Origin of the sequence: Streptomyces sp. NPDC091280 (assembly GCF_044768565.1) — a bacterium.
Classification (GTDB): Bacteria; Actinomycetota; Actinomycetes; order Streptomycetales; family Streptomycetaceae; genus Streptomyces.
Window position 1 is genome coordinate 242,025 of record NZ_JBIVUZ010000003.1, and the last position, 12,609, is coordinate 254,633.

Here is a 12,609-nt window from a genome sequence, read left to right on the forward strand (position 1 = left end):
CCTTCCTGCGGTCGGTCCCTCGGTGCGCGACCCTCGGCGTCCTGCCTTCGGTGCTCGGTCGTCAGTCCTCGGCGGTGAAGAGCAGCACCACGTTGTGTCCGCCGAACCCGAAGGAGTGGCTGACGGCGGCGCGGACGCGCTGGCGGCGGGGGAGGCCGGTCACGCAGTCCAGGTCGTAGGGGAGGTTGTCCGGGGTGAGGTTGGCGATCGGCGGCACGGTGGAGCGCTGCACGGTCAGGGCGGTGAGCGCGGCCTCGATGGCACCGGCCGCGCCGAGGCCGTGGCCGAGAACTCCCTTGGCGGCGGTGACACTCGGCCGGTGCGGCAGCACGCGCTCGATCAACTCGGCCTCGGTGAGGTCGTTGAGCGGGGTCGAGGTGCCGTGCGCGTTGACGTGGTCGACGTCCCCGGGGCCGAGCCCGGCCTCCGCGAGCGCGGCCCGCAGCGCGGCCTCGGCGTGAACTCCCCCTGGTGCCGGGGCTGTCGGGTGGAACGCGTCGGAGGTCTGGCCGACACCGGCGAGGCGGGCGTAGCGCCGACGGCCACGGGCGCGGGCGTCGGCCTCCCGCTCCAGGACGAGGACGGCGGCGCCCTCGGCGATCACGAACCCGTCCCGGTCCGCCGCGAACGGCCGTGAGGCGGCGCCGGGTTGGCCGGTCCGGGACGACAGGGCGCCCATCCGCTGGAAGCCGGAGGTGATCACCGGGGTGACGGCCGCCTCCGCGCCGCCCGCCACCGCGATGTCGCACAGCCCGGCGAGCAGCAGCGCGCGGGCGGTGGCCAGGGCGCTGGCACCGGAGGCGCAGGCGGTCTCGGTGGCCATCGAGGGGCCGTGCGCGCCGAGGTCCAACAGCACTTCTCCCGCGGCCATGTTGGAGATCAGCATGGGCACGAGCGCGGGCGAGACCAGCTCCGGGCCGCCCTGGTGGTGGCGGAGGGTCTGGTCCTCCAGATGGGCGGCCCCGGCCAGGCCCGAGCCGATCACCACCGCCACCCGTGCGCCGTCCCACCCGGCGGGGTCGAGTCCGGCGTCGGCGACGGCCTCCCGGGCGGCGAGCACGGCGAGCTGGCTGAAGCGGCCCATGCGCCAGGCCTTGCCGCCGCCGATCCGGGCCTGTTCGGGGGTCATGAGCGGGATACGGCAGGACAAGTCGACGGCGCAGCCCTTGAGTTCGGGGTCGGTGGCGGCGGTGGACCGGCCGCTGAGGACCCCTTCCCAGGTCGCCGCGCGGCCGACCCCGGCCGGGGTGATGAGCCCCAGGCCGGTGACGGAGACGGGTGCGCAGGGGGCTTTCATCACGCGCGCTTGGCGTTGAGCGTGGCGACGAGCTCACCCACGGTGCTGTGGCGGGCGGCCTCCTCCTCCGCGACCGGCACCCCCAGCTCCTCCTGGAGCGCGAGGGCGAGTTCGGCGAGCGCGAGCGAGTCGAGGTCGAGGCTCTCCAGGGTGGCCTCCGGGCGGATGAACTCGGGGCTGACCTCGAACTTCTGGGTGAGTACGGCGGTCACGGCACTCTGCACGGGGGACATGGCGTTCCTTTCGAGTGGTGGGCGGAGCGGCACAATCGGGGCGCCGCGCGGGGCAGCGCCGCACTGTCGGGGCGCTTGACCTGTTTCGCGGTACGCGGACGGCAAGCACCGGCGGACGGGAGATGCGGGCGAGGGCGGTTCCGCCCGCGAACGGGCGAGGTCTCAGGCGACCGGTTCCCGCACGGCGGGTTCGCGGCCATCGGCACCGCCGGTGCTGTCGGTACCGTCGAAACCACCGGCACCACCGGCACCACCGGCACCACCGGCACCACCGGAACCGTCGGCACTGTCGGCGGCCTCGATCCCGGGAACCGCCGGCAGCTCCGGCCACACCACGACCGCCGAGCCCCAGGTGAGCCCGGCCCCGAAGGCCGTGAGCAATACCCGTTCCCCGGCGTGGAGTTCGCCCCGCGCGGCGGCGTCGGCCAGGGCCAGCGGGATGGAGGCGGCACCGGTGTTGCCGACCCGGGCGATGTTGGTGACATGCCGGTCGTCGGGCACGGGGACGCGGGCGCCCACGGCGGACAGGATCCGGGCGTTGGCCTGGTGGGCGCAGAACCGGTCGATGTCCTCGGCCGCCCAGTCCGCGCGCTTGAGCACGGTGTGGGCGGACTGTGTCATACGGGTCACCGCGTGCTGGAAGACGTCGTGTCCCCGCATGCGGAAGTAGCGGTCCCCGGGGCCGAATTCGCCGGGGCGGGAGCGTTCCAGCGCGCCGCCGCCGGGCACTTGGACGAGGTCCTCGCCCGAGCCGTCGCTGCCGAGGTCGAGGGCGAGCACCGCGCCGGGCTCGTCCGGTGCGCCGCGCCGCAGGAGGGCCGCCCCGGCGCCGTCGCCGAACAGGATGCCGGTGGAACGGTCCTGCGGATCGAGGAGCGTCGAGTACACCTCGGCCGCGACCAGCAGCACCCGGTCCGCGCAGCCCGAGGCCAGGGCGCCCACGGCGGCGGCGAGGCCGTAGACGAATCCGCTGCACGCGGCGGAGACGTCCCAGGCGGCCGGTCCGCCGAGGCCGAGGCGGGTGGCGAGCCGGGGTGCCATGGCGGGCATCGGCCGGTCGGGGGTGGAGGTGGCGACGATCACGGCGTCGACCGGTGGCCGGCCGGCGGCCGAGAGGGCCCGGTGGGCCGCCTCCAGGGCGAGGTCGCCGGTGCTCACCCCGGGTGCCGCGCGGCGCCGTTCGCCGATGCCGGTGCGTCTGCGCACCCAGGCGTCGTCGACACCCCACGCGGCGGGCAGGGCGTCGTTCGCCACCGCCTCCGGGGGGACGAAACCGGCGATGCCCTCAAGCACGGCCGTCCGCGACGGCGTCAAGAGGGGGGCCGCGCTGGGCAGTCGGTGGGTCACACACGCCTCGTTCGTAAGTGATCTTGGACGAGCGAGCACGACTGTAGATCGGATCAAGAACGGGCCGGGAGCGCGACACGAATCGAAAGCGTGCGCCAAATTCCCTTTCCCACCAGCAAAAACGCAGCTCAGCGGCCGAAGTGAGGAAACGTTACGCCCGTTATGCCGTCCACGGATCACCCGAAAGAGGACGGCCGGTGACGCCGTTCGGCACACAACCGCCCCGGAGGACCGGCCAGTTCACCGGGCCGAGGGAGGGCGCTGGGACAATGGCCCCATGAGCATCGTCAAGATCAACGTACTCACCGTCCCCGAAGAGCAGCGCGAGACGCTGGAGAAGCGGTTCGCCAACCGGGCCGGCACGGTGGACGGCTCGGACGGCTTCGAGTGGTTCGAGCTGCTGCGCCCCGTCGAGGGCACCGACACCTACCTCGTCTACACCCGCTGGCGCGCCGAGGAGGACTTCCAGAACTGGATGTCCGGCATGGGCCAGGCCGCGCACCGAGGCGCGTCCCAGTCCCAGGAGGGCGCGGCCCAGGGCGAACGCCCGAGGCCCGCCGCGTCGGACGCGACGCTGTGGACCTTCGAGGTGGTCCAGCAGGCGGGCCCCAAGCAGGACTGAGCCGTCCGGCGGTACGGCACCGGCGCGCTACGAGGCCGCCTCCCGCACCGCCGTCAGCTCCCGCAGCACGCGGGTCAGGTCGGCCGGTGCCGCCGCGAGGCGCACCGGGCGGCCCCCGTCGTCGAGTTCGGCGATGTGCCAGTCGCCGGGCACGGTCTCGCCGTCGCCGCCCCGGACCCGCCGTACGCGCTTGACGGTGAGCCGTTCCACCGGGATCCGGCGGGCCGCGAACCGCCCCGGGCCCGGGGTCACCGCGGGCGGCCCGTCACCGAGGGCGATGTGCGTGCCGAAGCCGTACGGGTTGTAGTCGGTGTGCTCCAGGAAGCGCGCGACGACGAACACCTCCCCCGCCAACCCGCCTCGCCCTACGGCCCGTTCGGCCTCGTCGGCCGGCCGGACCCCGGTCGCGTGCCAGGCCCGGGCCAGCAGCGCGAGGGTGGCGAGCGTGCCCGCCGCCGCCCAGGCGATCGTGGTGGCGGAGCCGAACAGGGTCGTCGGGTGCAGGTAGCACAGCGGCAGCAGCCACAGGGCCGTGGCGGCGAGGGCGAACGCGAACGGCAAGGGGGAGGGCAGGACTTCGTCGTCGGGCAGCCGGCGCCCGCGCAGCCGTAGCGCGGTCAGCGCGGCGGGGTAGCCGGCGGCGAGGGCGGTCCCGGCCGACACGAGGGCCAGGAGGCCGGGGTCCGGAGCGGGCCGGTGCCAGACGTACCGCGCCCCGCTGACGGTCCACACCTCGCCGCGCCAGTACGTCAGTTGGACCCGGTCACCCGCGCGGAACCCCTGGGCGGCCTCCACCGTGACCTCAAGACGCCGCAGCGGCCGGTCGTCGGTGAAGTACAACCAGCTGGACTTCTTGGGCCGGTTGGGGTCGGTCCGCGCGATCACGGCCGAGGTGTGGGTCAGGCACTCGCCGCGCTGGGCGACCGGGGTGGCGGCGGCGCACGGGACGGCCGCGCGCCAGGCCCGCCGGTCGGCCGCCGCGCCCGACACGAACGCGGCGGCCACCCCCGCCACCACCAGCAGCCCCGCACACCACAGAACCGCCGCCCGGGCCCACCCGCGCCCGGCGCTGCGGTCCGACACGACGGGGACGGAGCCGGCCGCCGAGTCCTCGACCCCGACCCCGTAGCGCCGATGCAGCGCCCGGAGACCGGCCAACTTCTCCTCGAAGACGTCGAGTTCGTACGGTCCGTTCGCGACCGGCAGGGGCAGCGTGCGACGGCGCCCGTCCCGCAGCAGCACAGCGACGCGCCGGACCTGCCCGCCCCGCGAACCGCTGCTCCGCTTCAGCCGGATCCGCAGTGCGACGACCTCGGACCAGGGCGCGCTCCAGCGGCGCAGCAGGGTCTGTGAACGCAGACCGCGCGCGTCGGCACCGACCCGGGCGGTGACCAGGTAGAGCGCCCCGAGACCGAGAACCGCGAGGGCCCCACCGCCGAGCACCCACAACACACCGGGCCCGTGGAACGCCCCCCGCCCCGCCCACGCCGCCCACCCCGCCGACGCCCCGGCGCCCACCGCCGAGAACGCCACGGACGCCCACAGGGCGCGGCGCGGGCGGGCACGGCAGTGCACTTCCTGGATGTCGGTCATGGCTCCGACTCTGCCCCGACCGGCGCGGCAAGCGCTTGTGGGATCTCCGGCAGCGTTCCGGCCCGCGAGGTTGCCCGGAGGAGACAAGGTGCCCGAAAACCTCCAGGAGTGCCCTCGTTGGCGCCTCCTCCACAGCAGCCCCACCGAAATGACATGACCCGTTCACTGATCCTCCACATACGAAGCGCTGCGTGGCAAGAATCCGGCCATTGACTCACTCCGCGCGGCATCCACGGAGTCGCGAAGCGCCTCGTTCCGTACCGATCCATTCCGTTCGTTTCGTTTCGTTTCCGCAGGTGGAGGGACACGTGCTGTCCGCGCAGAAGGGCTCCGACCGAACGGAGCCCCACAGACCCGTGCTCGACCAGCCACCCAGGCGGCCCCAGGCAGCCCGCGGGCTCGGCGACCGCGTCTTCCGCTACCAGTTGACGGCCACCGGGGTCGTCGTCCTCGGCATCATGGCCGCCGTAGGACTGTTCCTCCTCCTGCGGGCCACGCAGGCGCTGCGCGCGACCGGGCCCTCGTTCCTGACGACGGCCCAATGGCAGCCGGACGTCCACAAGTTCGGCATCGCGGCGGTCCTCACCGGCACCCTGCTGATCGCGGCCGTGGCGGTCACGATCAGCGTGCCGCTCGCCGTCGGCACCGCGCTGTTCATCTCCGACGTGGCCCCACGGGGCCTGCGCCGCACCCTGGTCAGCCTGGTCGACCTGATGGCGGCGGTGCCCTCCGTGGTCTACGGCCTCTGGGGCCTGTTCTTCCTCCAGGCGCACGTGATCGGCCTGTCGCGGTGGCTGTCCGACTGGTTCGGCTGGTTCCCCCTCTTCAAGGTCGACGGCACCCACCCTGGCGACCCGCTGGCCTCCGCGAGCGTCTACACCGCGTCCGCGTTCGTCGCCGGGATCGTGGTCGCGCTGATGGTCGCGCCCATCCAGTGCTCGGTGATGCGCGAGGTCTTCGCCCAGGCACCGGCCGGCGAACGCGAGGGCGCCTACGCGCTCGGCGCCACCCGCTGGGGCATGATCCGCGCGGTCGTCCTGCCCTACGGCAAGGGCGGCATCATCGGCGGCACGATGCTCGGGCTGGGCCGGGCGATGGGCGAGACGATCGCCGTCTACATGATCATCTCGCCGGTCTTCGTGATCCAGCCGCACATCCTCCAGACGGGCTCCAACTCGGTCTCCTCCCTCATCGCCCTGCACTACGGCGACGCGTCCACCTTCGGCATGTCGGCCCTGATGGCGGCGGGCCTGGCGCTGTTCCTGCTCACCCTGGCGGTCAACTTCACCGCCTCCACGATCGCGGCCCGCTCCCGGTCCGGCGCGCAGAGCGAGGCATGAGATGACAGTCGTGGAACAAGCGGCGATTACCCCCCAGTCGGAGTCGTCGGCCCCCCAACTCCCGGACGTGCCGCGGCGGATCGGCGGCCTCACCCGCTCCGGGGTACTGGCCCTGTCCGGCGCCGCGGTGTCCGGCCTGTGCGTGAGCGTGCTCCTGTTCGGCGAACTGGCCCCCTTCTCCGGGGCGTTGGGCTTCGCGGTCACCTGGTACGCCGTCTTCCTCTGCGTCTACGCCGTACTCACCGGCCTGGAGGAGAACGGCCAGGCGGTACGCGACCGGGTGATGACGGTGGTGCTGTGGACGGCCGCGGCCCTCCTGTTCTGCGCCCTCGCCCTGGTCGTCGGCTTCACCCTCTGGCGGGGCCGCGAGGCGCTCACCTACCTCAACTTCTTCCACCAGGACATGCAGGCGGCGGGCCCGCTCGACCCGCTGGGCGTCGGCGGTATCGCCCACGCGATGGTCGGCACCCTGCTGATGATCACCATCGCGCTGCTGATCACCGTCCCGCTGGGCCTGGCCTGCGCGGTGTACCTCAACCAGATCCCCGGCCGGTTCTCCCGATTCGTCCGCACGATCGTCGAGGCGATGACCGCGCTGCCGTCCATCGTGGCCGGCCTCATGGTCTACGCGGTGTGGGTCCTCCAACTGGGCATGGAGAAGTCCGGGTTGGCGGCGGGCTTCGCGATCAGCGTCATGATGCTGCCGATCGTGATCCGGGCGGCGGACGTGGTCCTGCGGCTGGTCCCCGGCACGCTCACCGAGGCGGCCGAGGCGCTGGGCGCGCCCCGCTGGCGAACGGTCTGGCACGTGGTCCTGCCGACCGCGCGCTCCGGCCTGGCCACGGCGGTCATCCTCGGCACGGCCCGAGGCATCGGCGAGACCTCCCCGGTCCTGCTCACCGCGGGCTTCACCGCCGCGACCAACTACAACCCCCTGCACGGCCCGATGATCTCCCTCCCGCTCGCGGTCTTCAGCTTCGTCCGCTCCCCCGAACCCGCGATGATCGCCCGCGGCTTCGGAGCGGCGGCGGTCCTGATGGCCCTGGTCCTCATCCTGTTCGTGATCGCCCGGGTGATCGGTGGCCGGGGCCCCGGCCAGCAGTCCCGCTCCCAGGCCCGCCGCACCGCGAGAGCCTCCCACCGAGACACCCTCCGCTTCACCGAACTCCACTCCCCGGGCCTGTCGTTGTTCGCCCCGCACGAGCCACCGACAACGACGCCACCCCCCACACCTGAACGCACCGCACCCGCCAACGGCGACGCGGCCTCAGAGGGACGACCGGCACCCGAGGACGGCGAACCCGCCCGACAGGGGCCACCCGCAGCCGCCGACGGCGATGCAGCCCCGCAGGGTCGACCGGCACCCGCCCACGACGATGCAGCCCCACAGAGGCAACCCGCACCCGCCCACGGCGCACCCGCCACAACCAGCGCCCGCAGTGGCGGCGAAGCCGACACGGAGGGCGCACCCGGAAACGACGAGCCACCCGCAGCCGCCGACGGCGATGCAGCCCCGCAGAGGCGACCCGCAGCCGCCGACGGCGAACCCGCCCCACAGGGGCCACCCGCACCCGACAACGCGACTGTCACGGGTGGTGCGGGTGGGAACGACATCGCTGCCGACGGCGTAGCCGAGGCCGAAGAAGCCGCGCCCGCACCCACCCCCACCCCCGCCCCCGGAGAGACCGACTGATGCCCAGCCATCTCACCCTCCCCCGCTCGATACGGGCGCTGGGAACCCTCGGCGCCGTGTTCACCGCCCTCGTCGCCCTCCTGGCAGGCCCCCTCGCCGGGCCGGCCGCAGCCGACAGCTACACGCCGATCGCCGGCGCCGGCTCCACCTGGGCGGAGAACGCCGTCGACGAGTGGCGCCGTGCCGTCAACCAGTACGGCATGCGGATCAGCTACGCCGGCACCGGCTCCTCCGACGGCCGCCGCCAATTCCTCAGCGGCACGGTGGACTTCGCGGTGTCGGACATCCCGTTCCAGACCCATCCCACGGACGGCAGCGCGGCGGAACGCCCCGGCTCGGGCTCGTACGCCTACATGCCGATCGTGGCCGGCGGCACGGTCTTCATGTACCACCTGACCGTCAACGGCAAGCGGGTCACCAACCTCCGCCTCTCCGGCGCCGTGGTCACCAAGATCTTCACGGGAGCCGTCAAGACCTGGGACGACCCGGTCATCAAGGCCGACAACCCGGGACTCCAGCTCCCGCACCGCACCATCGTGCCGGTCGTCCGCTCGGACGGCTCCGGCTCCACCGCCCAGTTCACGATGTGGATGGCGGCCCAGCACAAGTCCCTGTGGAACGCGTACTGCGCGAGGGTCGGCCGCTCGGGCGCCTGCGGCCAGACCTCCTACTACCCCACCGTCTCCGGGATGATCGCCCAGTCCGGCGACCTCGGCGTGGCGGGCTACATCGCCCAGAACTACGGCGAGGGCGCGATCGGTTACGTCAACTACTCCTACGCCCTCAACGCGCACTATCCGGTGGCGAAGGTCCTCAACCACGCGGGCTACTACACCGAACCGACCCCGCAGAACGTCGCGGTCTCGCTCCTCAAGGCGAAGATCAACACGGACAAGTCGTCCGCCGACTACCTCACCCAGCAGCTCAACGGCGTCTACAACGACACCGACCGGCGCAACTACCCGCTCTCCAGCTACTCGTACATGATCCTGCCGCTGAAGGTGCAGGGCACGTTCACGAAGACCAAGGGCAAGACGCTGGGCGCCTTCTCCTACTACTTCATGTGCCAGGGCCAGCAACAGGCGCCCTCCCTCGGCTACTCGCCCCTCCCGATCAACCTGGTGCAGGCGGGCTTCGACCAGATCCGCCGTATCCCGGGCGTGCAGACGCAGAACATCAACATCAGGAACTGCAACAACCCGACGTTCACCACGGACGGCCGCAACAAGCTGGCGGAGACCGCGCCGTACCCGTCGGCCTGCGACAAGCAGGGCGCGACGGCCTGCACGACGGGCAGCGGCGGCGCCAAGTCGACGTCCAGCAGCGGTGGTTCGGGCGGCACCGGCACCTCCGGCGGCAGCACGGGCGGCACCTCGGCCGGAGGCACGACCACCGGTGACACGACCGGCGGCGGCTCCGCGCAACCGTCCGTCGACCCGGACACCGGCCAGGCCCTGACCTCCGGCGGCACGGGCACCGGAACCGCCTCCGGCGGAACCGGCTCGGGCACGGGCACCGGGAGCGCGGCGACCGCGGCGGACGGCACGATCGCCCTCGCCCAGCCGGTGGCCGTCTCCGCCGCACACGGCTGGACCACCACCCAGACCCTGATGCTGCTCGCCGCCATCCTGATCCTCGGCCTGCTGCTCCTCCCGTCGATCGCCTCCCGCCTGATCTCCTCCCGCACCGACGACCGCCAGGACGAGGTGAGTTCGCGATGACCGCCATCCCCGACCCGCACCCGCCGACAGCGCATCCGCCGCGGCGGCGGCGAAGGTTCCTGGTCCGGCTCCTCGCCGGCGCCGCCATCGGCGCCCTCGTCGGGCTCGCCGTGGGGCAGACCGCGCCGCCCGCCACGGCCGCGACGGCGACCGGTTCCGCCGTGACGGTCGCCGGGCGGGGCGAGTTCAAGGACATGAAGTTCACCGTCGACCAGACCACCCACCTCACCAGCCAGGCGGTGACGGTGAGTTGGACCGGCGGCACGGCGACCACGTTCGCGGGCACGCTGTTCGACACCGACTACGTGCAGATCATGCAGTGCTGGGGCGACGACGACGGCACCGTGCCCGCCAACCCGGGCCCCTCCCGCACCCAGTGCCAGTACGGCGCCTCCCCGACCACCGACCGCGGCAGCTGGCCCGGCAACGACTACGACGACACCCGCAAGGTCTTCTACAGCGCGGACCCCACCAACTACGGCCAGGACAACCGGTACGGCGCCGCCAACCCGAACGCCCCCGGCGAGGTCCCCTTCAAGTCGGTCGACGGCACGGTCATCACCAGCGGCACCCAGAACAACGCCCTGTTCAACCGCAACACCACCAACGAGATCGACTTCGCCCGCACCGGCGCCGACGGCACCGGCAAGGAGTACTTCGAGATCCAGACCGCCAACGAGGCCCCGCACCTGGGCTGCGGCACCCCGGTGACCACCAACGGCGTGACCAAGCCCCGGAGTTGCTGGCTGGTGATCGTCCCGCAGGGCCATCTCGACCTGGACGGGAAGCCGTACGCCGACCAGAGCCAGGTCAACGCGGGCTCCCCGGTCTCCTCCACCAACTGGAAGAACCGCGTCGCGATCCCGCTGCACTTCAACACGGTCGGCACCAACTGCGCGCTCGGCGCGAAGGAACGCGCCACCACCGGCAGCGAACTCGTCGCCGACGCGATGACCAGCTGGCAGGCGGCCCTGTGCCCGACCGGCACGGTCTACGGCTACACCGAACTCGGCGAGCCCGACACCCGCTCCCGGCTCACCGCCGACGGCACCTCCGGACTCGCCTTCACCACCCGCGCGTTGGGCGCCGACGACGGCACGACAGCACCCTCCGGTACGACGTCGTACGCACCGGTCGCCCTGTCCGGAGCCGTCATCGGCTTCACCATCGAACGCAGAGCCAAGTCCGGTGCCCCGGAGTCGGTCCAGAAACTCGACGGCACGAAGGTCGAGTCCATCGATCTCACCCCGCGTCTGGTCGCCAAGCTGCTCACCGAGTCGTACCGCAACTCCCCCTGGGGCGCGGTGCTCAGCGGTACCGCCGCCAAGGGCTACGGCTGGGCGAGGAACAACCCGGCGGGTCTGGCCAGCGACCCCGAATTCATCGCCCTGAACCCGCAGTTCGCGTATCTCTCGGTCGCCGAGACGCCCTCCACCGACACCGATCTGATCACCGCGCTCGGCCACAGCGACACGGCCCGCGCCCTGTGGCAGTGGATCATGTCGGACAAGGACGCCCGCCAGTTCCTCGGCGGTGTCTCCGACGACTACGGGATGCGCGTCAACCCGTACTACTCCACCAACGCGGACGTGAACCCGACCGGTATCGCCTTCGACCCCGCGCACTCCGACGACTTCCCGAAGAGCGACCCGTGGTGCACGATCCCGCCGGGCACCGGCGCCACCGACAAGCAGTGCATGGGTGACTTCCACCCGTACGTCGACGACATGCACTCCGGCGCCCTGCACACCCGCCGCGCCGACACCCTGTGGAAGTCGACCTGGGACGCGCTGGCCAACCCGCCCGTGTTCAAGAGCCCGGGTCCGCAGGTCGTCGGCTCCCGGTTCGTGATCACCGTGACGGACGCGGCCTCGGCCGCCCGGTACGGGCTCCAGACGGCCAGACTGCGCAACAGCGCGGGCAGGTTCGTGGCTCCCACGGCCGCTTCGCTGACCGCCGCCGCGAGCACCGCGACCGGCAGCCCGGTCGCCGAGATCACCCCCGCGTCCACCACGGCCAGGACCGCCTACCCGCTCGCCGAGCTGGTCTACGCGGCCGTCCGCCCCGGTTCCCTGGACGCCGCCGCCCGCAAGGACTACGCGGCCCTGCTGCGCTACACCGCCGGCAGCGGCCAGGTCAGCGGCGCCGACCCGGGCCTGCTCCCGGCCGGTTACGCCCCGCTGCCCACGAAGTTCCGTACCGCCGCGGCGCACACGGCGACCGCGCTGCTCCACTACACCGGCCCGAGCACCGCGAGCGGCGGCGGCTCGGGCGACACGGGGACGGCCGGCTCCAGCAGCGGCAGCGAGACGATCGGCACGGGGGAGGGGTCCAGCGGCCTCGTCTCCGGCGGGCCGGCCGGCGACACCACGCCGTCCGCGGCCGGTGTCGTACCGAGTGACTCGCCGTCGTACGACGGCGGCAAGGCCGTGGAGACGACAGCGGCGGGCACCACGCCTGCCGACCCGGCGAGTCCGCTGCGGTATGCCGTCCCGGTGGGGGCGGCGCTCGGAGCTGTAGCGGGTGTTGGCGCGCCGTTCGCCGGTGGCGGGCGGGTGTCGATCGGCTCCGCCACGGAGGTGCTTCGTCGACTGCGGGCGCGTCGTGGCTGGTCGCGCCCACGCGGCGGAGCCGCAAATTAATGCAGCCCCGCGCCCCTAAAGGGGCGCCCCCCATGAACGGCCGTCCGCCCCGAAAGGCAGTCGGGGCGGGCGGCTTGTACCAACCCTGCCAGATCCGCCTCACCCATCTCTCCCTGGAGAA

9 protein-coding genes are annotated in these 12,609 nt (G+C 72.8%); 5 read left to right on the forward strand and 4 right to left on the reverse strand.

All coding sequences use genetic code 11. From position 1 onward, the window contains the following. Positions 1–61: 61 nt before the first annotated feature. The 3 genes from ACIQPR_RS11150 to ACIQPR_RS11160 form a co-directional block, all read right to left on the reverse strand. Positions 62–1,297, reverse strand: a complete 1,236-nt coding sequence (locus ACIQPR_RS11150) for a beta-ketoacyl-[acyl-carrier-protein] synthase family protein (RefSeq protein ID WP_403645351.1) — start codon at positions 1,295–1,297, stop codon at positions 62–64. Next, the gene (locus ACIQPR_RS11155; protein ID WP_403645354.1) at positions 1,297–1,530 is read right to left on the reverse strand and encodes a phosphopantetheine-binding protein; all 234 of its coding nucleotides are present in this window, start codon (positions 1,528–1,530) and stop codon (positions 1,297–1,299) included. The genes ACIQPR_RS11150 and ACIQPR_RS11155 overlap by 1 nt, the downstream gene beginning before the upstream one ends. A 162-nt stretch (positions 1,531–1,692) precedes the next feature. Further along, positions 1,693–2,877 (reverse strand): beta-ketoacyl-ACP synthase III, encoded by a 1,185-nt coding sequence (locus tag ACIQPR_RS11160; RefSeq protein WP_403645357.1) that lies wholly within the window; start codon positions 2,875–2,877, stop codon positions 1,693–1,695. 277 nt (positions 2,878–3,154) lie between these two features. Here ACIQPR_RS11160 and ACIQPR_RS11165 point away from each other — a divergent pair, with 277 nt between their 5' ends. Next, positions 3,155–3,499, forward strand: a complete 345-nt coding sequence (locus tag ACIQPR_RS11165) for an antibiotic biosynthesis monooxygenase family protein (RefSeq protein WP_403645360.1) — start codon at positions 3,155–3,157, stop codon at positions 3,497–3,499. A 27-nt stretch (positions 3,500–3,526) separates the two neighbouring features. On the opposite strand, the gene ACIQPR_RS11170 is transcribed toward ACIQPR_RS11165, so the two are convergent. Beyond that, positions 3,527–5,092 carry a PH domain-containing protein gene (locus ACIQPR_RS11170; protein WP_403645363.1) on the reverse strand — a complete coding sequence of 522 codons (1,566 nt, stop codon included), beginning with the start codon at positions 5,090–5,092 and terminating at the stop codon, positions 3,527–3,529. Positions 5,093–5,448: 356 nt separating this feature from the next. Here ACIQPR_RS11170 and pstC point away from each other — a divergent pair, with 356 nt between their 5' ends. Genes pstC through ACIQPR_RS11190 form a run of 4 tightly spaced genes read left to right on the forward strand, consistent with a single transcriptional unit; the run spans position 5,449 to position 12,488 of the window. Further along, positions 5,449–6,432, forward strand: coding sequence for a phosphate ABC transporter permease subunit PstC (gene pstC, locus ACIQPR_RS11175; protein ID WP_403645366.1), 984 nt, complete (start codon positions 5,449–5,451; stop codon positions 6,430–6,432). A 1-nt stretch (position 6,433) separates the two neighbouring features. Beyond that, positions 6,434–8,125 carry a phosphate ABC transporter permease PstA gene (gene pstA, locus ACIQPR_RS11180; protein WP_403645369.1) on the forward strand — a complete coding sequence of 564 codons (1,692 nt, stop codon included), beginning with the start codon at positions 6,434–6,436 and terminating at the stop codon, positions 8,123–8,125. After that, a complete protein-coding gene (locus ACIQPR_RS11185; protein WP_403645371.1) occupies positions 8,125–9,846 on the forward strand; it encodes a phosphate ABC transporter substrate-binding protein PstS in 1,722 nt (573 codons plus the stop codon). Before pstA ends, ACIQPR_RS11185 begins: the two co-directional genes overlap by 1 nt. Further along, the gene (locus ACIQPR_RS11190; RefSeq protein ID WP_403645374.1) at positions 9,843–12,488 is read left to right on the forward strand and encodes a hypothetical protein; all 2,646 of its coding nucleotides are present in this window, start codon (positions 9,843–9,845) and stop codon (positions 12,486–12,488) included. The genes ACIQPR_RS11185 and ACIQPR_RS11190 overlap by 4 nt, the downstream gene beginning before the upstream one ends. The last annotated feature ends 121 nt before the right edge of the window (positions 12,489–12,609 follow it).